This window comes from Chitinophagaceae bacterium C216, assembly GCA_028485475.2.
Lineage (GTDB): Bacteria > Bacteroidota > Bacteroidia > Chitinophagales > Chitinophagaceae > Niabella > Niabella composti.
Genome location: CP144143.1, coordinates 1,067,234 through 1,094,167, shown reverse-complemented (window position 1 = coordinate 1,094,167; position 26,934 = coordinate 1,067,234). Strand labels below are relative to the sequence as shown.

Annotated in this window: 17 protein-coding genes; 2 read left to right on the top strand and 15 right to left on the bottom strand. The window is 40.5% G+C overall.

The window, feature by feature from the left end:
* Positions 1-37 precede the first annotated feature (37 nt).
* Complete coding sequence (locus tag PIECOFPK_RS04475) at positions 38-682, bottom strand: MBL fold metallo-hydrolase (protein WP_409966614.1); 645 nt, start codon at positions 680-682, stop codon at positions 38-40.
* Between the two features lie 134 nt (positions 683-816).
* Between PIECOFPK_RS04475 and PIECOFPK_RS04470 the strand changes: the two genes are divergently transcribed.
* Positions 817-3,282 (top strand): DUF5686 and carboxypeptidase-like regulatory domain-containing protein, encoded by a 2,466-nt coding sequence (locus tag PIECOFPK_RS04470; protein WP_409966613.1) that lies wholly within the window; start codon positions 817-819, stop codon positions 3,280-3,282.
* On the opposite strand, the gene PIECOFPK_RS04465 is transcribed toward PIECOFPK_RS04470, so the two are convergent.
* Entirely contained in the window at positions 3,175-3,540 is a 366-nt protein-coding gene (locus tag PIECOFPK_RS04465) for a SemiSWEET family sugar transporter (RefSeq protein WP_409966612.1), read from the bottom strand. The genes PIECOFPK_RS04470 and PIECOFPK_RS04465 overlap by 108 nt on opposite strands.
* A 90-nt stretch (positions 3,541-3,630) precedes the next feature.
* On the opposite strand from PIECOFPK_RS04465, the gene PIECOFPK_RS04460 reads away from it, so the two are divergent.
* Positions 3,631-4,002 (top strand): septal ring lytic transglycosylase RlpA family protein, encoded by a 372-nt coding sequence (locus PIECOFPK_RS04460; protein ID WP_330973209.1) that lies wholly within the window; start codon positions 3,631-3,633, stop codon positions 4,000-4,002.
* Positions 4,003-4,008: 6 nt separating this feature from the next.
* Here PIECOFPK_RS04460 and metH read toward each other — a convergent pair whose 3' ends face one another.
* The 13 genes from metH to cysD form a co-directional block, all read right to left on the bottom strand.
* Positions 4,009-6,690: a methionine synthase gene (metH, locus tag PIECOFPK_RS04455; RefSeq protein ID WP_409966611.1), complete on the bottom strand. Its 2,682-nt coding sequence runs from the start codon at positions 6,688-6,690 to the stop codon at positions 4,009-4,011.
* A gap of 74 nt (positions 6,691-6,764) precedes the next feature.
* Positions 6,765-7,787, bottom strand: a complete 1,023-nt coding sequence (locus PIECOFPK_RS04450) for a homocysteine S-methyltransferase family protein (RefSeq protein ID WP_409966610.1) — start codon at positions 7,785-7,787, stop codon at positions 6,765-6,767.
* Positions 7,788-8,306: 519 nt separating this feature from the next.
* Entirely contained in the window at positions 8,307-9,521 is a 1,215-nt protein-coding gene (locus tag PIECOFPK_RS04445) for a BspA family leucine-rich repeat surface protein (RefSeq protein WP_409966609.1), read from the bottom strand.
* Positions 9,522-10,560: 1,039 nt separating this feature from the next.
* Positions 10,561-13,485: an outer membrane beta-barrel protein gene (locus PIECOFPK_RS04440; RefSeq protein WP_330973204.1), complete on the bottom strand. Its 2,925-nt coding sequence runs from the start codon at positions 13,483-13,485 to the stop codon at positions 10,561-10,563.
* Positions 13,482-14,726 (bottom strand): 6-bladed beta-propeller, encoded by a 1,245-nt coding sequence (locus PIECOFPK_RS04435; protein ID WP_409966608.1) that lies wholly within the window; start codon positions 14,724-14,726, stop codon positions 13,482-13,484. Before PIECOFPK_RS04435 ends, PIECOFPK_RS04440 begins: the two co-directional genes overlap by 4 nt.
* Before the next feature lie 140 nt (positions 14,727-14,866).
* Positions 14,867-17,455 carry a TonB-dependent receptor gene (locus PIECOFPK_RS04430; protein WP_409966607.1) on the bottom strand — a complete coding sequence of 863 codons (2,589 nt, stop codon included), beginning with the start codon at positions 17,453-17,455 and terminating at the stop codon, positions 14,867-14,869.
* Positions 17,456-17,744: 289 nt separating this feature from the next.
* Entirely contained in the window at positions 17,745-19,340 is a 1,596-nt protein-coding gene (locus PIECOFPK_RS04425; protein ID WP_330973201.1) for a TSUP family transporter, read from the bottom strand.
* A gap of 3 nt (positions 19,341-19,343) precedes the next feature.
* A complete protein-coding gene (gene epsC / locus PIECOFPK_RS04420) occupies positions 19,344-20,195 on the bottom strand; it encodes a serine O-acetyltransferase EpsC (RefSeq protein ID WP_409966606.1) in 852 nt (283 codons plus the stop codon).
* 68 nt (positions 20,196-20,263) lie between these two features.
* A complete protein-coding gene (gene cysI, locus PIECOFPK_RS04415; RefSeq protein WP_409966605.1) occupies positions 20,264-21,928 on the bottom strand; it encodes an assimilatory sulfite reductase (NADPH) hemoprotein subunit in 1,665 nt (554 codons plus the stop codon).
* Positions 21,929-21,995: 67 nt separating this feature from the next.
* Positions 21,996-23,699, bottom strand: a complete 1,704-nt coding sequence (locus PIECOFPK_RS04410) for a sulfite reductase flavoprotein subunit alpha (RefSeq protein ID WP_409966604.1) — start codon at positions 23,697-23,699, stop codon at positions 21,996-21,998.
* Positions 23,689-24,570, bottom strand: a complete 882-nt coding sequence (gene cobA / locus PIECOFPK_RS04405; RefSeq protein WP_330973197.1) for a uroporphyrinogen-III C-methyltransferase — start codon at positions 24,568-24,570, stop codon at positions 23,689-23,691. Before cobA ends, PIECOFPK_RS04410 begins: the two co-directional genes overlap by 11 nt.
* 44 nt (positions 24,571-24,614) lie before the next feature.
* Positions 24,615-25,856: a sulfate adenylyltransferase subunit 1 gene (locus PIECOFPK_RS04400; RefSeq protein ID WP_330973196.1), complete on the bottom strand. Its 1,242-nt coding sequence runs from the start codon at positions 25,854-25,856 to the stop codon at positions 24,615-24,617.
* Between the two features lie 123 nt (positions 25,857-25,979).
* Entirely contained in the window at positions 25,980-26,888 is a 909-nt protein-coding gene (gene cysD / locus PIECOFPK_RS04395; RefSeq protein ID WP_330973195.1) for a sulfate adenylyltransferase subunit CysD, read from the bottom strand.
* Positions 26,889-26,934: the final 46 nt, after the last annotated feature.

Sequence of the window (26,934 nt, the reverse complement as noted above, 5' to 3'; positions counted from 1 at the left end):
GTAGTAATTAAATCTTGTATTTATTACGAAGGTCCGTTTAATCAGCACGCACAAAAGGATTGTGTTGTTTTTCAAAGCCGATACTGGTGCCGCCACCGTGCCCGGGGTATACTTTTACGGTATCGGGTAGGGTATATAATTGTGTTTTAATAGCATGCTCTAAAGTAGCAAAATCTCCCCCGGGTAAATCGGTTCTTCCTATGCTTCCTGCAAATAGTGCGTCTCCACTGATCACAAAACCATCTTCTTCGTTATAAAAACTAATACTACCCGGAGAATGGCCGGGAGTAAATAATACTTTAAGCTCGCTGCCGGCAATAGTGATAATATCACCCGGCTCTAAAAATTTCTTTTCACCGGTATAGTTTTCAAAAGGCAATCCGTACATCAACCCTGTTTGGGGTGCAACACTCAGCACCACTTGCTCGTCTTCATGCATATATAGTGGAAGTTCCCAGGTTTCACTTACATATTTATTCCCAAACACATGATCTAAATGACAATGGGTATTAAGCAAATAAACCGGATTCAGATTATTGGAAACTATAAACTCCTTCAAGGTTTTTCTCTCTTCTTCAAAATAACACCCCGGGTCAATAATGCAACAATCGCCATTGTCCGCAAATAAAACATAGGTATTTTCTTCAAGAGGATTAAACGTAAATTTTTGTATATGCAGCATGTTTATATTTGAAGTTTTATTAAGCAAATGTAATCAGTATCCTAAAGGAAAGGGGTAATTAAAATTACTGATGCCCCATTTTAGGGGCAATATTAACAAATGAGGATTTAGAAACAACCTTACTTTTGCAGCCGATGAACCCTATCTGGAAAATTGTATTTCTTTTTTTCCTGGCATTAAATTGTACCCCGCTTTTCTCTCAGAAGACAATACGCGGACAAGTAAAAGATGCACATAGCGAAGAAGGAATACCTTTTGCAACTATAACATTTAAAGGCACGCACACGGGAATCATTACCGATTCGGCCGGGAGCTTTGCTTTTCAAATGCACCACTGGCCATCCGATACGCTGGAAATTACATATGTGGGTTACGTGCCTTATTATTTACCCCTCCCTATTGATCAAAATGAAATGGAAGTACTAATACCGCTGGAGCGTGCCACGACGGATGCCGTAGTAGTAAAAGCCAAGATTGATAAAGGTATATGGCTCTGGAAAAAAATTGTTGCGCATAAACCCCAAAACAACCGCTATAAATTCGACAATTTTTCCTACCAGCTCTACAATAAATTGGAAATTGATTTAAAAAACTTCAATAGCCTGGAGAAACTCACTCGACTCAAGCCATTACGACCTATCAACGAACTAATTGCCAAAAACACTGACACATCAGAAGGCATCAAAATATTGCCAACCTATCTTACCGAAGCGCTTTCACATTATTACTATCAAAAAAAACCCTTGCGTCGCCGTGAGGAAATTATTGCAGCCAATACCAATGGCATCAAAAACGAGAGTATGGTGAAGTATCTGGGGGGGATGGATCAGGTATTTAATATTTACAACAACTTTATCAATGTATTCAACAAAAGCTTCGTAAGTCCCCTTAGCGATAATGGTGATTTTTATTATAAATATTCCGTAACCGATACCCAGTATATAGGCAATGAACGATTTTACAGACTAGTGTTTCAGCCACGACGTAAAGGCACGAATACTTTTGAAGGAGATTGCTGGGTACACTTCGGCACTTATGCCATTCAAAAAATCAATCTTGCCCTGGACAAAAATGCTGACATCAACTTTATGGAACGGTTTAGTTATGTGCAGGAGTTTACAAAACTTGCAGATAGCAACTGGTTTATTAGTCGAGAAAAAATGATTGTAGATTTTGCGCCTATGGGCAACAAAACAGTAGGGCTTATAGGACGTAAAACCACTACTTATAGAAACATTGTTGTTAACGACAGCTCTGTTGTTGCCAAACTGAGGGAAAACAAAGTTCAAGAAGAAATAATCACACTTCCGGGGGCACAGGATAAACACAGAAGTTATTGGGATACCACCCGACACGAAGCCCTCACCAAAACCGAACAGGGTATTATCAATATGATTGATACCATATTAAATACCCCTGTTTATCAACGGTTCACCAAACAGGTGATATTCCTTGGTTCCGGTTATTTTGATGTAGGTAATGTGCGTTTGGGCTCTGCCTATAACTGGTTTTCTGCTAACCAACATGAAGGTTTCAGAATGCGTTTTGATGTAGCCAGCAACAAACATTTTAATACTAAATTCATGTACCATACCTATTTGGCTTACGGATTCAGAGACAAAAAGCTAAAGGGAATGGGGGAATTGTTTTATTTACCTCGAAAGCATCCGCGCCAATACTGGTCTTTAGCTTACAAAAATGATCTGGATTTCGGACAGAAATATTATGGGGAAATCTCTTCAGATAATATTTTTTCATTTGCTGTACGCAAGCCTAATATTCCGGTTAAGTTCATTAACCTAGAAGAAGGCAGTTTTGAATTCTTCAACGAATTCCCCAGTGGTTTGTCTGTGAGAGCCACGGCGGCCAATAAAGCCTATACGCCCTTGTCTAATCTGTTACCGGCAGATTCGTTTGGTGTATCGAAGCGTCTGGTCAGCACCGAATTTTCCATAAGACTGCGTTATGCCTTCGCCGAAAAATTCATCGAAACTACTTTTTACCGCGCCAGCCTAGGTAGTCCCTATCCCATTGTGGAAGCTAGTTTCACAAAAGGAGTTTCAGGAATATTAAGAAGTGGTTATAATTATAGCAAGCTCTTATTCTCCGTATCAGATTATATGAAGGTTCCGCCGGTGGGTACTATTAATTATCAGGTATATGCCGGAAGAACCTTTGGAACGGTTCCTTATACTTTTCTGGATGTAGCACCAGGCAATGAGCTGTATTATTATAACAAGTATGCATTTAATACTATGATACGGTATCAGTATATCCACGACCGCTTTGCCGGACTTAATTATGAATATAATATTGGCAATGGCATATTTAAACTGATACCTAAGCTAAAATTTAGGCAGTTTTATACTGTAAAAGCATTATGGGGTTCACTGTCTGATGCAAATAAAGCTCTTAACTTTAAAGACAATGCTAACTTTCAGTCACTCGACGGAAAAACCTATTTGGAGCTCGGAACAGGCGTAGACAATATCTTACGTGTACTTCGAGTAGATTTTATATGGCGCGTACTTCCTAAAGATCAGACGACACTGCCGGGTAGTAAATTTGGTGTTTTCGGAAGTGTGCGCATCGATTTCTAGCTCTCTCCCGTACTTGAGTTTCAGAAAGATCATCGTAAGCGATAATACCAGTATTGTAGCGTTAGTAAAAATAATAGCATTATCACGTTGCAATACGCCATAAAAAATCCACAAAATCTGATTAGTGGCAGCTATTAAAAACATAGCCAGTGATACATCTTTTGCTGATTTCTCTTTAAGAGTTTTGATTACCTGCGGCAGAAAGGTAAGCGTGGTAAGTGTGCCGGCGGTATATCCTAATATTTCTACACCACTCATAACAATTGATTTAATGAGGTGATTGGATACACAAACCTACGTGAAATAGTTGTTGTAACAAGAAGTCTTAAGATTAATTACTTTTGATAAATGCCTTGTATACGTAAAAAAATAAGTTATCTCTTATTCGTTGTCTTACTGTTAGGAACAGCTTGCAGCCAAAAAGTAACAGAAGCGGGTAAGGCATCTTATTATGCGGATAAATTTGCAGGACGCAAAACCGCTAACGGCGAAACTTTCAGCCAACGTAAACTTACCGCCGCGCATAAAACACTCTCTTTTGGCACCAAAGTAAAAGTGAAAAATCTTTCCAATGGTAAAAAAGTAAAAGTACGTATTAATGACCGTGGCCCCTTCGTTGAAGGCCGCATTATTGACCTCAGCAAAAGAGCAGCTAAACGGCTCGACATGATTAATGCCGGCGTAGTGAATGTTGAAATAAAATATAGAAAAAAGAAATAAACTTTTTTATTCCAGTACCGGCCTTAACCATTTTTCGGCTTCTTCAAGGCTCATACCTTTGCGTGCTGCATAATCTTCAAGCTGATCCCTATTGATTTTTCCTACACCAAAATAATGGCTTTTCGGATGTGCAAAATACCATCCGCATACAGATGCGGGAGGATCCATTGCCAAACTTTCCGTGAGTTGAATGCCTATGTTTTCCGTCACATTCAACAGATCAAAAAGTTTAATTTTCTCAGTATGATCGGGACAAGCTGGATAACCGGGGGCAGGACGAATGCCCTGATATTTTTCTTTAATTAATTCTTCATTTGACAGATTTTCATTTTTAGCATACCCCCAATATTCCTTACGTGTTTTTGCATGTAAGCATTCGGCAAAAGCCTCCACAAATCTATCGCCTAGTACTTGTACCAAGATTTTATTGTAATCATCCAGCTCAGTGGCAAATTGGGCAACCTTATCTGTTACGTCATGAATAGTAACTGCGAATGCGCCCATATAATCCGTACCCTCTCCTACTTCTGAAGGCTTTACAAAATCTGCCAATGAGAAGTTATAATATCCTTGTGCCTTTTTGGATTGTTGACGTAGAAACTCCAGCCTTACCTCACCCTTGTTTGTTGCAAGTGTTACAGTATCTGCATTATTACTTAGTGCCGGCCAGAAACCTACCACACCGTTGGCCGTAAACCATTTTTCTTTTACAATACGATCGACCATCCTAAGGGCATCATTATACAGTTTAGTCGCCTCGCTCCCAAAATTTTTATCTGATAATACTTCCGGGAAACGACCTGGCATCTCCCAGGCGATGAAAAAAGGTCCCCAATCGATGTACTCAGCAATTTCAGCCAAGTCGTAATCTTTCAACACCAACACATCATTGATGGCAGGTCGTACCGGCTGATAATCGTTCCAGTTTAGTACTTCTTTATTTGCCAGCGCCTCACTGTATGGAACCAGCTCTTTCTGATGCTTATTAGCAAACTGCTGACGTAGCGCTTCGTATTCCTGCCGGGTTTTCTCCAGCAATTCCTCTTTTTCTTTGCTTAGCAAAGCGCTTACGACTGTGACACTTCTGGATGCATCCAGTACATGTAGTACACCGTTATCGTATTGAGGAGCTATTTTTACGGCAGTATGCATGCGCGATGTAGTAGCACCACCTATCAGTAAAGGTTGCTTCATATTACGGCGCTTCATTTCCTGTGCCACGTGCACCATTTCATCGAGAGAGGGTGTAATCAGTCCGCTCAGTCCTATAACATCGGCATTCACTTTTTCAGCCGTATCCAGAATTTTATCAGCCGGAACCATCACCCCTAAATCAATCACTTCATAACCATTGCATCCTAACACCACACCCACAATATTTTTTCCAATATCATGCACGTCTCCTTTTACAGTAGCCATTACAATCTTACCTGCATTGCCCGATGTGGCTGCCGGATTATCCAGCTTTTCTTGTTCAATAAATGGCAGCAACCATGCAACCGCTTTTTTCATAACTCGGGCGCTTTTTACTACCTGAGGAAGAAACATTTTTCCGGCGCCAAATAAATCACCCACCACGTTCATACCGTCCATTAACGGCCCTTCAATTACTTCAAGCGGACGTGCATATTTGAGGCGTGCTTCTTCCGTATCCTGATCTATATACTCGGTGATGCCATTTATTAAAGCATACTTCAATCTCTCTTCCACTGTGGTTTGTCGCCAGGCATCATCTTTCTTTTCTGATTTTCCTTTGGCTTTTACAGTTTCTGCAAAGGCCAATAGCTTTTCGGTAGCTTCGTTGTTTTCGTTATTTCTATTCAATATCACATCTTCACAAAGCTGACGAAGCTGCGGATCAATTTCATCATATACCACCAATTGTCCTGCATTTACAATGCCCATGTTCATGCCGGCCTTAATGGCATGATACAAGAACACAGAATGCATAGCTTCACGAACCGTATCATTACCTCTGAAGGAGAAAGACAGATTACTTACACCACCACTTACAGCTACCAAAGGCATCAGTTGTTTAATACGTCGGGTAGCATTGATAAAGTCTACCGCATAACTATTATGCTCCTCCAATCCTGTAGCAATGGCAAAAATGTTAGGATCGAATATGATATCCTGCGGTTTAAATCCTACTTTTTCTGTGAGTATTTTATAAGCCCTATGGCATATTTCTACTTTACGATCTTCGGTATCGGCCTGCCCTTTTTCATCAAAAGCCATTACCACTACGGCGGCTCCATAGTTCTGACAGATAATTGCTTGTTCAATAAATTTTTCTTCTCCTTCCTTTAAGGAAATAGAGTTGACAATACATTTTCCCTGTACACATTTCAGCCCGGCTTCAATAATTTCAAATTTGGAGGAATCGATCATCAACGGTACGCGACAGATATCTGGCTCGCTTTGTAGCAAATTAATAAAGGTCGTCATAGCCTTAACACCATCCAGCAGCGCATCATCCATATTGATATCGATGATCTGCGCACCATTTTCCACCTGTTGGCGGGCTACACTTAATGCTTCTTCAAATTTGTTTTCTCTGATAAGTCTTGCAAACTTCTTCGACCCGGTTACATTGGTACGCTCTCCTATATTGATAAAATTCGTTTCTGGTCTTACCACCAGCGGCTCTAAACCCGAAAGACGCAGATATGGTTGTATTTTGGTCAACTTATAAAAGTTTTAATTAAATGTTTACTTATTCTCTAATTATCCTACAAAAAATTTGTCCATCACCGTACGCTTTACGCTATATCTTCCAGTACGGGCAAAGGTCTTGGTCGAATACCCTTTACGGCTTGAGCAATTTCCCGAATATGGTCGGGAGTCGTGCCACAACAGCCACCCACTATATTAACAAATCCCTTCTCGGCCCATTCTTTCAGAAAAGCTGCCGTTTCTGCAGGCTGTTCATCATACTCGCCCATGGCATTAGGCAGACCTGCATTGGGATAGGCCGAAACATAGCAGGCTGCTATTTGAGAGAGCTCTTCGATATGCGCACGCATATCTTTCGCACCCAAAGCACAGTTTAGCCCTACACTCAACGGCTCGGCATGCGCGATGGAAATATAAAAAGCTTCAACAGTCTGTCCGCTTAATGTACGACCCGAAGCATCGGTAATCGTGCCACTAATCATTATTTCACGCTTAGCATCAGGATGTTTACGGAAGTAGTTCTTCGCAGCGAAAATAGCCGCTTTGGCATTGAGCGTATCGAAGATAGTTTCAATGAGCAGAAAATCTGCCCCTGCATCAATTAGTCCTCTGATTTGCTCTGTATAAGCTTCTACCACCTCGTCAAAAGTAATGGCCCGATAACCCGGATTGTTTACATCGGGAGAAAGACTCAGGGTTTTATTCAAGGGACCTATAGCGCCTGCTACGAACAGTGGCCCACGGTCCTTGCCTTCGGGAGTAGTCTGAAACGCCTCAATAGCTTCGCGTGCACATTTCACGGAAGCCACGTTAAGCTCATAGGCCAACGACTGCATATCGTAATCGGCCTGAGCGATGCTGGTGCTACTGAATGTATTGGTTTCAATAATATCTGCACCGGCCTTCAGATACTCAGTATGAATAGCCTTTATAATATCCGGGCGGGTAATGCTTAATAAATCGTTATTACCTTTTACATCGGTATGCCAATCTTTAAAGCGGTCCCCCCGGTAATCTTTTTCGGTTAGCTTATACTTTTGAATCATTGTACCCATGGCGCCATCCAGCACTAAAATGCGCTGATTTAATAAATCTCTAATACAGCTCATACTAAAATTGTAAGCTTTAAAAAATAAATACCGGAGATTGAACTATATGTAAACGCGGGAACTTGGGGGGAAGGGTTCATAACGTTTATTAGTTCAATTTTTTTATACAGGCTGAACAATAAACAAATCCGCCTGATTGCACGCAAATATAAGCAGAAAAGCTTAAAAAGATAGAGAACGAACTTCATGCCGATTGCAAAAACAGTTATCTGTTGACTTTCAGTGAGATATCAAAAGAAGCTGCCTACTTCAACGGTGTGCTTTTAGTAGGTGCCATCATACTCTTTTCTATATCTCTTTCTTCACTATTTAAACATCTATTAAGTCTCCTGAGCATTTTATTTTCATAAAATATCTGCTTTCTGTATTACATATTTTTTTGACCAAAAGCCAATAAACATGCAATACCGCCTTTGATTGTTTTTGCTTATTGAGCGAAACTCACATTTTATAGCTGATATATCCTAAAATGAATAGGTCAGCAATGCCGACCTTTTCACATACTATTTAAAAGCGAAATTAATTCTCAACAATCACCTTCACCACCTTACTGTATTTGTAGCTACCGTCCTTATCCACTTGCTTGATGCGAACATATATATCCTTACCTTCCACTAAGGCCACGCTATCTTTCTTGCTACAAGATACCGATACTCCTCCCAATAACAAACATGCCCACAACAGCATAGTTCCCAATTTGCGACGACCTGCTACAAAACTACCTACTGCTAAGGCCAATGCAGCTACACCCAGCAACAAGGCATTTTTAGAAACAGCTTTACTAAAGGTATACTCCAATGGTTGATCAGAATTACCATCTTTGGCCAGACTGGATACTTTTCCTATCGAAGTAAAGGTTTTACCGTCGGTGGATACTTCTACCTCAAAATAATCATTGTTGAGCTCTGTAAGGGTAGCCCAGTTAACTATCAGACTACCTCCTTTTAATATTGCCTTCACATCTCCAAAGACAACAGGAAGGACTGCATTACATTCCTCGTCATACTCATCGCCCTGAATTATCCATCCATTGGCTATCAACAGCGCACGAACGGAATCCGCAGAAGGACCATAGGTAAGACCACTAGCACTCACCGTAGCAGGGCTACTACCGTTTGTAGCCCAACCTAACAAGGAATACTGATAATTCTCGCAACTTATACCGGAGTTGTCTAGCCCAAGAATAATAGAAGCCAATTCATTATTAAGATGCAACTCCCAGCTCCCCAGATTCTGATCGAAAGAACTTGCATTACTAAACATTACCACCATAGCCTGCACATTATGCACCTTCCATTGATCCAAGGGTTGATTAAAAGAAGACGCATAATAAAACATCCATTCCATATCAGTCACATTACTCACATCCCAATCATTCAAAGGCTGGTTAAAAAGTAATGCGGCTTGAAACATCGCTCGCATATTAGTAACATTACTCACATCCCAGTCATTAATATTATTAGGACCGGTTAACTTTTCACACTGGGAAAACATAAAGCTCATGTCGGTTACCTGCGCCAAATTAGGAATATCCGTTGCTGTTATATCCATTTCAGGTGAGCCTTCAAATGCGGAAGCCATCGATGACCACACTACATCGCCCCATTGCGATACTTCTTGAAGATTAGGGCCAAACATATTAACCGCATTCAAGTTCTGCGGCCCTAAACGCAATTCGACATCAACTCCTGAAGGAAGGACGGATATAGATACAAATCCCTCAGCATCCTCCATTGTTGGCTTGTTAAAAGTACCCATAATACTATCATAACCACTACCCGTACTAAACTTTGCCGTATAGGTGACATCTCCAGCAGTTTGGGCTTTAAATGAAATCTGACCAGATCCATCAGCTTGCCATTTAGTAATAAAAGGACGGTCTTGAGATAAAGAGAGCTGGGGTAAATAAAAGGGCTACGAACAGTCCTAAAGTAAGCTTTCTCATTTTTTAGGAGTAGTTGCTTAATTAAACAATAGATATTATTAAAATAAATGTCTTATACTAGTACAAATGTATATATACATATATTATGTAAATAAAATTCGAAACAATAAATCCATCTTCATACTTTACCCCTCTTCACTGCATCTATACACAAAGCAAAGGCTATACAGTGATTCTATATTAATTATACATTGAATAATGTTTTAACATTTAAATTTTATTTTCCCTGCACATTGCATTAATAATTATTCATTTTATCCACTTGCTCGATGCAACTACGACATACAGATATATTTATTTCATCACATCCTCAAGCAACAAACAATTTCCCACCTTGCCGCTCGATTCCAATTTAGCATGTTTTGTATCCCCTTAAAGCAACTGCTACAAACGTTGAAGTCTTTAAACTCTTAATATAAAACCGTAGATTGCTTCCCCGATCAATTTCGATATTACCCTAATCTAAAATTTGAGTACAATATCATCAGGAACATGTACTCTATTAGGATCATCTTTTAGTTTCAATCGCTACGAAACAAAGCAAGTGCTTGCTTAATCTTATAGACATTGGGCTGCTTTAGTTAGTTTTAGTTATTAAACAGGTATTTGCTCATTACCGCCGTTATTCACTAACATAGCACTACGTCATTTTCCCTCATCGCATGAGCATTAAAAAGTAAAAGACATTTCTTAGATAAAAAACCTCCTTAATATCTCATCTAAAGAAAGCAAGTCGAGGCGTAATAAAAATGAATATATTATTTACAATGTCAGTACAAAAAATAAACGCGATAAAAACACCATCTCAAGAGTTCTTAAAAATCTTTCTTAACGCCTTCTAATATTGCTACTACGCGAAGGCTCTGGTCTTCTCATCTCCGGCCTGCGTTCACGCAATTCACTTCCTCCTTCCACACGCACACCACGGCTTCTGCCACCTCCAAAGCGGCGAGGATAATAAGAAAGCGTAACCATGAAAAACTGCCTTAAACCGTTAGAAACAGTAGTACTTAGGTTGTTGACCCCTGCCGTTGTTACAATGTTTTTATTCTGTTTTAGAATATCCATGGCAGAGAATTTTACTTCGGCTTGTTTGGTTGACAAAAAGCGGTAGGTAACAAAGGCATTCCAGAGTGTAGAAGATTGTCCTGTAGTACTATTCTTTACATAGTCAATCGAGTTACTTATGGTAAGATCTTTAATAGGATTGAGGTTAATATTAGCATTGGTAATATAGTTAACGGCTTTCAGAGAGCGCAGGTTATTACCTGTTTGTACACTACTGTTGGTACTGATAGTTTGAGACAGGTCAATTGTACCATAGTCCCCCAATGTATAGAATACACCAATATTATTACGAATATTATTTGCCTTACTAACGGTATAAATAGCATCTACATAGTTAGGAGAAGTAGTATTGGAAATGTTGAAAGCATAACTAAACTGTAGTACTTTGTTATTCTTCAGTTTAATAGAAGTTCTAGCATTCAATCCCCCACTATATACACGACGGCCGCTCATATTAATAAGATAAGTAGTTCTGCGACCGCTATTGTCGTAATAACTACTATCCGTAATAGCATTATCAATACTATTCATACCGGCGTTGACTGTTAAGTGATAATCGGCCTTGCGAGCAGACTGTTCGCGGCGATAGTTGAAAGTGAAGTCCAGCGCATTCGTTTGGTATGGCCTTAAGTTAGGATTACCGAGATTGATGGCATAAGTATTGACACTACTATCGATAATAGGGCGCAACTGATCAATGGAAGGAATACCGGAAGATCTATTTCCCGACAAATTCATCTCAACAGTATATCGGTTAAATCTCTGATAGTTGTACGAAACGGAAGCCGATGGTGTAAAGAAGCGGAAAGAACGGTCCAAGTTTCGATAAATAATATCTGACTCCGTTTTTTCAGAAAGGAACTGTCCCTGAATATTTGCAGCCAGATTGATATACCGCTGAAAACGATCGGACAATCGCTTAGTAAAATTCTTAGATAAACGCAGAGCCGGCCTATCAACCACCCTAACTACCTGCAGATAGTTAGTCAAAGAATCATTTGTAATATATGTCGAGGATAAGGAATCATAGTCGCTTACATTTTTAGAGTCGTTGGAGCGAGAGAAACTAATATTATTAGTCACAACCATATTAATACCCCACAGGTTAAAGTTTCCAAACAGCAAACGTTTCAGGGCGTTGTAATTAGCTCCAAGACTGGTGGTAAAGCTTGAAGAATTATTAAGGTTAAGCCTGTTGAAATATCTATTCTGGGAAGGATCTTCGAAAGACACAAAGTCAGTAATCGTATTACTTTCTCCTTTTGATTCGCTGTAGGATAAGTTATAATTCAGACCGAAGCTACGCAGATTTCGGTCATCATCATCCTTATTACGAAACGAAGTTGAAAAGTTGAGGCTGTTGCTGCTACTATTTGCCTGAGTAGCCGAAGCACTACGGCTTACCAAACCTGCATCCTCTTCCGATTTGGAAGATAGGCTTCTGGAGGTTCGGTCATTCTCAGAAGCATTAAAACTCGCACTGATGTTCAAATCCTTCTCTGCATCACGTTTATTATATCCCACATTCGCTCTATGACTAGAACCGCGTGAGTTACTTTCCTGCTCAGATTCCTGCAAAAACACTCTCGAGCTAGCGCTATTTCTGGAATCTGTATTAGAAGTAACAAAATTGTTATTAGTTCTGAAATTATAGCTGGCCGTCAAAAGATTACTAAACCTGCTATTGGCATCATCCATAAAGTTGTATTGCATGTTCCCACCCAGCGTTAGCACTTTGTTGATACCGGCACTTCCGAAATTTGCCACATAACGGTTGTTAGGATTATAATTTCTATAAGTGCTCTGTCGGAACATTTCCTGCATCTCTGCGGTCTTATTAATATTATTGATACTCCCTGCCAATCCCCCACGCAGCTTATTGGTATACCCTAATACCGATGCATCAGCCTCATACCTTCTGTCCGTACCGATACCCGCTCCGGCTTTCCCAAAATAGCCTTTTCGTTTATCTGCGCGCAGTTTAATATTCATTGTAAGGAGAGAGTCTGCCGGGTTATCATCAAAATTATCCTTCGAGTAATCTTCTTCACGGTATACCTGTATTTTGTCAATGGCGTTTTTAGGTAGATTTTGTGTAGCTAAGGCCGGATCATTACCAAAAAATGGTTTACCGTCTACATATACATTATTCACCACTTTTCCATTTACGGTAATCGTACCGTCGCCCCACATAGTAATACCGGGCACACGCCGCAACATATCTTCCACTACTGCATTGGAATCGAGCTTAAAAGCACCCGGATTAATCTCTAAGGTATCCCCATTCATGGTAATAGGAATGACGGCTTTAACTACCACTTCTTCCATTTCGCCTTGACGTCGGGACAACAACACATTTTTTAAGTCGTAATTTTTATTAGCACTGTCCAACGTAATCTTCTTAGAAAGCGTATTATAACCGGTAAAAGAAAAATTCAGATACAAAGGTGTTAATAATGGCAGATCAGTGAAATGAAATGCTCCATCATCGCCAGTAATCTTATAATTCAGCAGCGTTGAGTCAGGTGCTTTGTACAAAGTAATGGTTACCGCCTGTAATGCATAATCATCTGCCGAATCCTTCACAATACCCATAATAGAACCTATCTGCGTAGTGTCCTTTTGCGCATGCAACCATGTAGGTATTATCACAAACATGAAAGCTACCAGTAGTACTCGCATCATCCAATTTTATTTTTAAGTTTTAACTGAATGATGACAGGGTTATCCGTACGATCACCTTTGTCAAAATATTCTTTTATCTCGGGAGTGTATTGGGGAGAGCGACGCTGAGTATTGTCCCTCGTTTGAAACATAGTGGATGAGGAGATACTGGTGTATAAATACTCGTTATCACAGTACTGAATACCATTTTGTAATAAAGGCAGATAGGCAGTGCTACTGTCAGTACTTACGCGCCCCATATTGTAAAAGCGCTTTGTACCCTCATCATACATGAAATGCTTTTCTCTGTAGCTCTTGTTATAATCGAGCGAAAAGAACAAATAATTCCCCATTTTATATACGTTTCGTAACTCCCAGACCAAGCTTCCGTTTTTGTATTTATACTCATCGAAATCATTCTTAGAACGAAAAGGCATTTCAAAAAATGATTTGGGCAATGAGTTTTCTAACGGCAATATGAACTTATACAGAAGACTCACAGAGTCCTTTGTCAGTGTATAGATGCTGTAATCATACGGACGCGTAAACAACAACATCTCGTTGTCTTCTACAGGAAAAAAAGAAATCTTTCCTGGGTTATAATAGATGGCTCCGCTTTTTTTATTGTAAGGGAAATATTGTTTAATAGTTTTAGTGCCATCATATATTTTCAATTCATAATCAGTATCCTCGTTCCACCGTCTGTTGGCATAAATAAAGCTGTAAGCCCACCAGTTATCAAAAATGGTTGGGGTTACGAGAGCCAAACTAAAATCTTTAATAACCTCTACTTTTTCTTTATGGATATCACTCAAATCATAGTAACCCGACCAGGTATAACGTGCAAAGGATTTATTCGTGGGATCGGACATCATTTTTTCCACCTCGGCCCGGGAAAAATTGAAATGCTTATTAAAGCCGGAGATGAAAAGTGCATTCCGCTTTCTATCAAGCTGAATGGTTTTGATGATACATTTATGAGGACGAAATTTTTTTACAAATTTTCCATTTTTATCAAAAAAATAGATAGAGTTAGTGTCGGTGTCCCATATAATAAAATACGCATCCGAGACGATCAGTTCGCGTATACGACCAAAAAGACTTTTTTTGGTAGTCTGCAGTGGAATATATTTTACTTCCTCAAACATTTTTGAAGCCGAAGCTCCTTGTGCAAATGAGGGCTGAAAATATAATTCCTTACCGTTCTGGCTGGCAGCTGAAATATATAAAAACAGGCAAAAAATCGCTATCCATTTTCCCATATCCTTGCTTTGACGTTCAAAAATTAGGTTTTTTGTTGAAAAAACCTATAAAAAATCAGTATACTCCCTCTTACTAAAAATAAATATGGCCTGCTGTAAAAACAGCAGGCCTTTAATTGACTGCCAGAATAGGAAAAAGTTTAATGCTTACCGTTAAAAGAATAGCTTAAGGTAAGTCCGTAAGTGCGTGGATCTCCCAACACACCAGCATAATGTCCGGCATTTCCTCCTGCGGGCAACAACTGCTCGAAGTAATCTTTGTTCAGCAGATTGCGTGCCCATACAAAGGCCGACAGTCCGCGTGTGGCTTTAAAGCCCAGCCGTGCATTTACGATGGCGTAACCCGGAACATTTAAAAACGCTGATGGAGAAGGACTAGAAGAAAAAGAGGAACGAGCAAAGACATCAGCGCCTATAAAGAACCTATTGGGGCGCCCAAACAATGCTGAGGGTGTAGAATATTCACCGCCGGCTGAGCCAGCCCATTTTGAAATACCAGGTAGCGGACCACCTGAAACATCTTTGAATGCCACTTGAACACCTTCTTCATTGGTGGCTCCAGTCTCCTCAAGTGGTAAAGGAGCATTGATAAATTTCACATATTTCCCTTCGGAATAGGTAAGGGCTCCGTAAAAATTAAAATGATGATTGAGCCTATAAGAAGCATCAGCCTCAATACCTCTTATACGTACTTTATTTGCATTTGCAATATAGCCTCTATTAACACCTAATTCAGGCGACTGTACATTGGTCTGATAATCTTTAATATTAGAGTTATATGCAGATATATTGAACGTTAGATCTGCTGTAGGCTGTGTTTTAATACCTATTTCAAAATGCTTAGTGTACTCTGGCTTAATGACAGCTAAATCGGTTGCTGGCTGACCGTTGATAGTAGGTAAGCCTGCCACGTTTACCCCCACCGGCTTATAAGCTGTAGCAAAGGTTCCGTAGGCATTGATTTTAGTAGAAGGACGATATGCAAGCGTAACATTGTAAGTAACGTTGCGTTCATAGGCGTCCGATTCATAGTACTGACTGGTATACACACTATTCTTTAAAGCGAGCAGCGCAGGATCGTCTGTCTGCAAACCTCCATAAGCTTTACGATCATATACTACCACTTTTTCATCGTAGTTAAGGCGGATACCGGGTTGCAAATGCAGGTGCTTAATAAGCTCCCAATCTACGTTGGCAAATACCGCCGCACTTTTGGAGCGAATGGAAGAATTGGTGTTTATACCATAGCCATCAAACAAGCCGGGAGTCTTCCATAAATCGCTATTAGAACTTTGAGAGAATCGCCATTGATCTCTACCCGACTCTTCGGTACCGGTTATTTTTACCTGTTGTCCTAGATAAAATAAACCAATCACACCACTCAAGCGATCTGATAATTCCCCAGCATATCTTATTTCCTGCGAGATATTTTTATGCTTGGCTGGGTTTTGCGATTTAGCCAATGCTTGAAGGCCCGTAAAGTCGCGGTCGTTGGAGGGTTCCCAAATCCAGTATCTCCATGCGGTAGTGGCTGTAAGTGTTCCGGGGCCAATTTTACTATCGATATTCAATGATGCGCCACCAATTTCATTTCCGGAGTTCCATGGAGTATCATGATCAATTACGCGCATAAAGGCATCGATCTTACCGTTCTTATTTATATTGGGTAATGTATAACCCAAATCGGCAATTATGGCATCAAATTGTCTATATGCCGGACGTTTTGTAGTTACTACACCGGCAACAACCTGAGCGTAGCCATCAGGCCTTTGCTTGTTGTACTCTCCGGCCAGCGTAACCGATGTATTGTCCGAAACATTATATAGGAATTGCGTTCTTAAACCCAGGTTATTGATGTCATTAGTGTATTTATCTGTGGCAATGTTATGAATGGTTCCATCTCGCTGGGTACCTGAGAACGAAACGCGTGCAGCAAGATTTCGAGTGAGAGGTCCAGTTACAGAAGCTTTGGCTTGTATAAAACCATAGTTACCATAACTTACTTCCAGGGTACCTCCAGGTACAAAGCTGGGCTTGCGAGAAGTAATGTTAATGGCACCCGAAGCTGTGTTTTTTCCAAATAGTGTTCCCTGTGGACCTCTCAAGACTTCAATTCGCTCGATATCTATCAAATCTAGGGTAGCAACGGCCGGTCTTGCATAATACACCCCATCGACATAGTAACCCACACCGGGATCTAAACCATCATTGGTAAGCCCGAAGGGAGAACCTATGCCGCGGATGTTAATACCCGTGTTTCTGGGATTGGAGGTATACATCTGCAAGGAAGGAACCATTTCTTTAACGCGTGTGATGTTGAAAGCTCCAGCTTCATCAATTTGTTTACCACTTACTACCGAAACTGCAATCGGTACTTCCTGCAGTAATTCGCGTCTTCTTCGAGAAGTGATTACTAAAGTATCTACTTGATACAAAATCTGAAGCCTTACAGTGAGGGTATCTTCCAACTCTCTAACTGATATATTTCTTGTAGTATAATTTACGGAAGATACGGTTATCGTAAAGGGAATTTTAGGAACAGACGATAAGGTAAATACGCCATTCGCATCGGTTTGTGTACCTTGAGTGGTTCCTTTGATCACTACACTGGCTCCTTCAATAGGATTATTGTTTTCATTAATTACTTTGCCTGTCAATTGAGCATGCAATACTCCGTACAAAAAACTTCCTAGCAGTAAAAACAGACTCTTCAAATGTTTAATTCGCATTGTTATATAGTTATTGATGATTCTTATTTTTGGATCGTTTTATGACAAAGAAGCCCTGTACCGACCTCTTTCATCCGGCAAAATCTACAAAATCAGTAGACTAATAAACTAAATAAAAAGCTTAGTTATTCAGGAACACATACAACATCGCCATTCGTGTTTCCTATTCATAGGATAAAGCCTATTGCTTGCATGTTGAAATGAAGACATGATATTGAAATTTTGAAGGGCAAAAATAAAGAAATATTATTAGTCTACAAAATTAGTAGGATAATAATTTAAAAAATTTTTATAGGAATAAGGCTCGATAAATAGTAATAATACTCATAATGATCACCACTATGCCCACAACAAAAAACATTTTTCTTGCTGGCAGCTTGGAGGTAAGCATCGCAGAAAAAGGAGCCGTAATGATTCCTCCTATCAGCAGTCCTGCAACAATATTCCAGTGCTGAACACCGATGGTAAATATAAAAGTGATAGCACTCGTAACGGTAAGAATAAACTTGGCCACCGTAGAGCTTCCTACTACATATCGAGGGGTTCTTCCATTTTTCATTAAGGTACCGGTAACCAAAGGCCCCCAACCACCTCCTCCAAATGAATCAATAAAACCTCCTACAAAACCCAGCAACGAAACTTTTGAGGTTTTGTTCTTTTTGATTACTTCTTTTTTAGGTTTTAAAACATTCATGAGAATACGCACACCCAGATACAAAGTATAGGCCGCAATAAATGGTTTGATAATTACAGCATATTTTTCTCCCAGGTAAGTGAGCAATATGGCACCAATAACGGCACCAATAACCGCGGGAATAGCCAAAGCCTTAACCAATTTCTTATTGACGTTACCCAATTTGATATGACTGATACTTCCTGCTGCGGTAGTAAAAGACTCTGCAGAATGAATACTGGCGCTAACAACAGGCGGTGGAACATTCAGCATCAGCAATATAGTAGTGCATATGACTCCATAACCCATACCCATGGATCCTGCAACAATTTCGGCCAAAAAGCCGGTTAGCAGCATCCAGTAAAACATATGGTTATCCTTATTCAATGCTTGCAGAATGGGTAGCATCAAATCAAAAGAATACAAGGCATAGACGCTTAAAGCAATTAATAAGGCCACACCCATTATAATCAGGTACCAGTTGGTACTCTTTTGCGCTTTAGCCACAATTGCTGTAGAACTTACCACATCGGTAGCTACATTGTCATCCGATTCCAAGGCGTCCAATGCTTCCTGAGGCTTTGATACTAAAGAACGGGTTACATTATTTAAGACTTTCACCTTATGGTTAAGATCGCCAGATAATCGATTGCGTAGCTGCTGCATATTATCCAACACCTCGTCAATCTCTTCGGGAATTGCCTCATTTAGGGTTTCTTTCAGCCGCTTTGCAATTGTAGGAGATTTCCCGTTGGTGGATATGGCGATTTTCAAATTACCTTTCTTTACGATGGAGCCTAGATAAAAATCACAGAGCTCGGGCTTATCAGCAATGTTTATCAGCTTTCCGCAATCAGCCGCATCTTCTCGAATTTGAGCCGCAACATCCAGATCGTTTACAGCTGCAATTACCAAATCTGTTTGTTGTATATCCTCTTTAAGGTAAGGTCGCTGCTCTAGAACTATATTAGGGAATGATGCAGCAAACTCGCGTACCATAGGAGCAATATCGATAGCTACTAGTCTTATGCGCGTTGCGGGAGCATTTTGAAGAACTGCCTGTAACTTTTCAAGCGCTACATTTCCTCCACCGATAATTAGCAGATTTAATGTTTCCAGTTTTAAAAACACGGGAAAAAGGGTATTCTGCGAAGCACGATGCTCCGCTTGTTCTGCTTGTGCAGCAGGGGTATTTTCTTTTTCCCTATTCAATTATCAGCTGTGCTTTTTAGCTGTTTTTAGAATTTTATTTACCGAATCCTTATGTGAAAAATCTGCCTTATTGGTAACTTCACTTTGGTTGTATACTAAAGAATTTGGAGGAACTGAAAATGTTATCCAGGCATTTCCACCGATAACACTGTCATGCCCGATAATTGTATCACCTCCCAAAATAGTAGCACCCGAGTAAATGATAACATTATCCTCGATGGTGGGATGACGTTTTACTTTCTTTTTACTCTTGGCTGAGTTAAGGGCTCCAATGGTAACACCTTGATAGATTTTTACATCATTACCAATAATAGTAGTTTCACCAATTACCACACCGGTGCCGTGATCGATAAAGAAATTCTCACCTATAGTAGCTCCGGGATGAATATCCACGCCGGTACGACTATGTGCATACTCCGTAAAAATTCTGGGCAATGCTCTTATACCTTGTTTCCATAGCTGATGAGAGATACGGTACACCGCTATGGCATAAAAGCCCGGATAGGCTTGAAATACCTCACTTATATCTAAGGCTGCAGGATCGTTGGCGATAAATGCGGCTGCATCTTTTTGTAAGGCTGCATAAATATCTGGCAGTGCATCGAAAAAGCAATCAGCCGCTGCCTGCGATTTAGCACCATCATTTACTACATCGTAAATCAAGGTAGCCAAATGGCTTTTCAATGCATATAGACCTTTTTGCAAATCCTTTTCCTTTTGATTTACCCCAGTTTTGGGGATAAAAAGAAAAGCAAAAATGTCATCCACAAACTGGTGGGCCAGATCTTTATCGGGCAGATTGCCGATTCTGGTATTATTCTGTAATAAAAGCTTTATAAAAGTCTTATTGCTCATTTTATCAAGGTTTTTCATGTATTGCTAATTGGTGTTTTTCTACAAATCTAAGCAATACATGAGTCCAATTAAAGAATCCATTTACGATAAGAAAAATCGCCGAAGTTTTCATTTTCCTTCTTCTCTTTTTGGTACACTGCAAACAGCTCATCTAAAGTTTCGAGTATTTGCGCTTCATCCAGATTCTCTTTGAACTTAGTATTCAGCCTCAATCCTTCGCGATCTCCACCAATATGCAGGTTGTATTTACCATATGCAGTGCCCACAAAACCAATCTCAGCATTGGGCGAACGACCACAACCATTAGGACAACCAGTCATTCGCAGAATAATATCCTCACTCTTCATGTTGTGCTTTTCGAGCAACGGCTCAATCTTTGAAAGAAGAGTGGGCAGATAACGTTGTGCTTCGGCCAATGCAAGACCACACGTATTCAGTGCTACGCAAGCGATAGCGTTTTTTCGTATAGCGCTGGCGTTCTCCGTGTGCTCAATAATTTTATATTTCTTCAGAAGTTTTTCTATTGCGGCCTTGTCTTTGGGGGCAATATCAGAAAGAATAACATTCTGATTAGTTGTAAAATGAAAGTTACATTTTCCAAGCTCTGCAATTTTGTACAGTCCCTCTTTGAGTTTTATTTTTTCATCATCCAGTACCCTTCCATTTTCCACAAAAACTGTGTAGTGCCATTTACCCTTATAGTCCTGCACCCATCCGTATCGGTCTTGGCGCATGGTAAACTGATAAGGTCTTGCAGGCTCCAATTTAAAACCACAACGTTTCTCTACTTCTTCCCGATATCTGTCTACCCCCAGCTTATCGATCGTATATTTTAAGCGTGCCTGTTTTCTATCGCTTCGATTTCCAAAGTCGCGTTGCACAGTAATAATCTCATATACCACTTTTAGGATTTTCTCCTCATCATTTTCAACAAATCCTAATATAGAAGCCAGACGTGCATACGTATTCGGATTGCCATGAGTAGTACCCAATCCGCCACCTGCACCTACATTAAAACCTACCAGCTTATCATTCTCAATAATGGCAATTAATACCACATCATTAATAAATACATCCACATCATTATTCGGAGGAATTGCAATACCCACTTTTAGTTTTCTAGGTAGATATTTATCCTTATACAAAGGATCTTCCTCTGTTTTTTCTGTCAGTCTTTCTTCATCCAGCCAAATCTCGTACCAGGCACGGGTTTTAGGTTTAGCCATCTCGCTAATCTTAGCGGCATACTGGAATACTTCATCATACACCGGCGATTCAGACGGGTTGGCCGTGCAGCACACATTACGGTTCACGTCGCCACAAGTAGCAATAGAATCCAGTCCGGCAAGATTAAATGCCTTCATGGTGGGTTTGATATGCGATTTCAGAATGCCGTGTAGCTGAATGGTTTGACGAGTTGTAATTTTTATAACCCCGGTGGAGTGTTTCCCCGCTACATCGTTAATGGCTATCCATTGCTCTGGCTTTAATAAACCTCCGGGTATACGCAACCGCACCATGAAAGAATACAGCCACTCCAGTTTTTTCATGCTGCGTTCTTCCCTACGATCACGGTCATCCTGCTGATACATGCCGTGAAACTTGGTAATATTGGTATCGTCTTCGCGCACTGCACCTGTATAATCATCAGACAGGCTTTCCTTTAATGTGCCGCGAAGGCCATCACTGGCAATTTTAATTTTTTCTACCGCCGACAAATTTTGCTCGCTCATTTATACTCCTGTGTTGAATGTGTTATAATTTGATGATTGAAGATTGCGTTTTATAATACTCTATTGATTAATAAACGTCTTTTTCCCATCTACCTTCTTCTGCCAGCTGATGCAGATATTTCTCAGCTTCTTCCTGTGTCTTATTTCCATGCTCCATAAATATCTCCACTAGTGCACGTTCTACATCTTTACTGGTTGGCTCGCGCTTACCGCTGATATACATATATGCACCATTCTGTAACCACTCATACAGCTCTGCACCTTTTTGCTTCATACGGTGCTGTACATAAATTTTCTCTTCCTGATCGCGGGAGAATGCAAGATCCAGACGGGATAAAGTGCCGGTTTGCAGGTAGGCTTGCCATTCTACCTGATACAAAAAGTCGGTTAAGAAATGTTGTTCGCCAAAGAACAACCAGTTCCGTCCGCTTGCGCCAATAGCATCTCTTTCGGCTATAAAGGAACGGAAAGGTGCGATACCTGTACCCGGACCAATCATAATAACGTCTTTATCCGGATCAGGTAGGCGGAAATGTTTCTGTTTCTGAATAAAAAACTCTATTTCGGCACCTACAGGTACGGTTGAAAAGAATTCACTGCATACTCCGGTACGTTTTTCATCTCCCACATAATATTCATCCTTGCTCACAGTAATATGCACTTCGGTTAAGCCATGACTTGAAGGAGAAGATGAAATAGAATACATACGAGGCGCCTGAGAAGTTAATATTTTAATTACTTCCTCAAACATGGCCGCATCCTTTACCGGATAAATTTTCAATAAATCCAGCAAGCCAATTCTTGCCTCCTGCGGTACATCATGACCTGTAATTTCAGCATATTGCTTGATGGTACTTTTAAGTGGGTACATGATATTGAGATGCTTCTTTAAAAGCTCTCTTACCGAAGCTGTAACTTTTGCGGTCGCTATTTCTTTGTTCTCATCAATACCGGTAAGTTGAATAATTTCATCCACTACTTTGTCGTTGTTGGGAGGTATAATACCCAATGCATCACCAGGCACATAATCGATATCTTCTTCAGTACTGATTTCTATATGATAAGTTTCTTTGTTGCTACCCCGATCATTGAGATTGATATTCGTAACAACAGTTCCTTTATAAATTTTCTTACCGGCGGGTTTCTTATCTTCTACAGCCGGGCGTGCTATTACAGGCACGCTGCCTACATTTGTTTGTAGGGCGGCTATTACATTCTCAATCCAGTGTAATGCATCCTCTTCATAATCCACATCACATTTCTTAAGCGGTAGGATGCGATGCCCCCCTAATGCCTCCAATCTGGCATCAACATCTTCTCCTGTTTTACAGAACTGCGCATAGGAAGAGTCGCCCAATGCCAGCACTCCGAATTTCATTTTTTTCAGATCCAGTAGGGCTTCATGAATATGATCATAGAATTTCTTTGCCAATAGAGGAGGCTCGCCTTCTCCCTGGGTACTAATTACCACAAAGAAATATTCTTCTTTTGTAAGATCACTCAATCTGTATTGATCCAGTCCGGCTAGTTTAACTGTAACGCCTTTCTTTTTGGCAATTCCGGCCAATTGGGTGGCCAGCTTTTTAGCGTTACCGGTTTCGGTACCGTATACTAAAGTAATTTTTTTATTAAGAGGGGCTGGGGCAGCAGCAATAGCTCCCTGCAAAGCACCTGCCTGTCCGGCAATATAACCGTTCAACCATATAAGTTCTTCTCGTGAAAGTGTTGCTGTAAATTCCTTAATCTTCTGCAGCTTGTCTTCAGATAACATGCTTTATTGGTTTATTAATTTCATTGATGTTTTGAATACCCTCTCCTACCGATGCAAAATATTGTTCTGTATAATCACTGTTTTGCAGCCACCTGAACTGCTGATGCAGTGCTACTACTTTGCCTATTATTACCAACGAAGGCGAGGTAAAAGCCTTATTGCTCAGTTTTTGCTCATACTCGTAAATATTGCATTCATAGACCCGCTGGTAACAGGTGGTTGCCTGTTCGGCTATTGCAACATGCACATCTTTACTAATGCCATACTGAATCAGCTTTTCTACCACTTTCGGCAATGTCGAAGAAGACATATAAAACACAAGCGTATCGTTAGTTTTAGCTAGCTCGTTCCAGTAATCTTCCGTCACTACATCCGATTTATAGTAGGTAAGAAAGCGTACCGAGGTGGCGTAACCTCTTGCCGTCAGTGGAATGCCCGCATAAGCAGCGGCTCCCAACGCAGCCGTAACACCCGGTATAATCTCGTAAGGGATTTGATGCTCAATCAAAGAGTGTAATTCATCCAGAATATTAGAAAACACCGAAACGTCACCACCCTTTAAACGCACTACTTTTTTACCTTGAAGGGCATACTTCACCAACAGCTCATTAATTACCTGCTGCGGGGTGGAAACATTATTCCTGCACTCTTTTCCCACACGAATGATTTCGGCACCCGGAGCCACATAACGATGTAATATTACTTCACTAACCAGCCGATCTATCAATACTACATCTGCTTCTTTTAAAGCATTAGCAGCTTTTATGGTAATCAGGTCGGGATCGCCAGGACCGGCAGCCGCCAATACCACAGTACCTACCTCGGCTGGCCGACTGTAGGAAAAATTCTTAGTATGGTGAGGAATAATCATTTCATATGTTCTAACTCTCCAAGGGAGGAGAATATATCAAAGTATTAATTGAGCAATACCGCAGCCACCGTACTGTTGCTGGTTTCATCCACCAAGATGGCATTCCCGTAATCACTTATTTTATCAAATGGATCGTATACCAAAGGTTGGGCTGTTTTTATCTTTGCCTTCACTACCTCATTCAGTTTTACGTTATCCGTTACTTCTGTTCGCTCCAGCGTATTTACATCTACTTTATATTCTATTTCTCTTACAATCGTTCTAAGCAGTCTTCCTCTATGTTGTAAAAGATATTTATTGCCCTGAACAAGCGGCTTATTATCCAACCAGCACAACACTACCTCTATTTCGCTTTCTACTTTAGGTAAATTATCGCTTCGCACAAAAGTATCGCCGCGGCTGATGTCAATATCGTCTGCCAAGTGCAATACTGCGGCCTGTGGCGCAAAAGCCTCTTCCACCTCTTCACCCGCAATCTCAATTTTGGTGAGCGTGGTTTCGATACCTGCAGGCAACACAGTTATTTTATCGCCTTTTTTATATACGCCACTGATGATTTGACCGGCATAACCGCGATAGTCATGCAATTCCTTTGTTTGAGGACGAATTACATATTGTACTTGGAAGCGAGGGTCGGTATGATTGATGTCCTCATACACTTCAACCTCTTCCAGAAATTGCAATAAAGGCTTACCCTGATACCAGGGCATATTGGCTGAAGCCTCTACAATATTATCCCCATGTAAAGCAGCGATAGGAATATAGGTTACCTGAGGCAATCCTAATTGTGCAGCTACTTTTTCATAGTCTGCCTTTATTTCATTAAAACGCTGTTCGGAGAAATCCACCAAATCCATCTTATTAATAGCCACCACTACGTGAGGCATTCTCAGCAGTGAAGCAATAATGGAGTGACGGCGGGTTTGTTCTATGACACCGTTACGCGCATCAATGAGAATGATAATCAAACTAGAGTTGGACGCACCCGTAATCATGTTGCGTGTATACTGCACATGCCCCGGCGCATCGGCGATGATGAACTTGCGTTTGGGTGTATTAAAGTAACGATAGGCTACGTCAATGGTGATCCCCTGTTCACGTTCTGCACGCAAACCGTCTGTCAATAATGCCAGATCGATACCGTCGACATTTTTATTTTTAGATTGCTTTTCCAGTGCTTCTAACTGATCCACTAGAATGCTTTTACTGTCGTACAGTAACCGGCCTATTAAAGTGCTTTTACCATCATCAACACTGCCTGCAGTTATAAAACGTAGAATATCCATTTATTAAAATCTGATAATTTTTTAAAGTCTGTTATAAACTATAAAAGTCCGGGAACCGGAAAGAACAAATTGTTGTAGATACCGCGTGCTCTTCCCGACTTCCAGACTAACAACCTGTCTTTATTAAAAATATCCGTTCTTCTTTCGGTCTTCCATGGCCGCCTCGGTCACTCTATCATCAATGCGAGTTTCGCCTCTTTCGGAAATACGGGTAGACATAATTTCATTTACCACTTCGTCCAACGTTGTGGCGTTTGACTCTACCGCGGCGGTACAGGTCATATCGCCTACAGTACGATAGCGCACACGTTTTCTTTCAATTACATCACCCTCTTCAATAGTGATAAAATCAGAAACGGCTATCAGTTGTCCCTCATGTACCAATACATCACGTTCATGCGCGAAGTATATAGAAGGTAATTGAATATTTTCCTTCTTGATATAATTCCACACGTCTAACTCTGTCCAGTTACTAATGGGAAACACACGCACGTTTTCTCCTTTATGAATGCGCCCGTTGTAAATGTTCCACAACTCGGGCCGTTGCAACTTAGGTTCCCACTGTCCAAATTCATCACGTACTGAGAAGATTCTTTCCTTGGCTCTGGCTTTTTCCTCATCTCTGCGTGCCCCGCCAATACATGCGTCGAATTGAAACTCTTCGATAGTATCCAACAGGGTATAAGTTTGCAGCCAGTTGCGGCTGGCGAACTTGCCTTTAGGTTCGGTCAGATTTCTGGCTTTAATGGTATCTTCTACTTTACGCACGATCAGCTCAACTCCTAATTCCTTAGCGAGATTATCGCGATAGGCCAACGCCTCTGGGAAGTTATGACCGGTATCGATGTGTACTAAAGGAAAAGGAATCTTTGCTGGAGCAAAAGCCTTTTTAGCCAGCTGTACTAATGTTATGGAATCTTTTCCTCCGCTAAATAGTAGAGCAGGCCTTTCGAATTGCGCCGCCACTTCGCGCATAATAAAAATACTCTCAGCCTCTAATTGCTCTAAATAGTCTAATTCGTATCTTTTCATTGTATATCTCAAATGCTAAACGCACAAAGCTGAATAATTACACTAT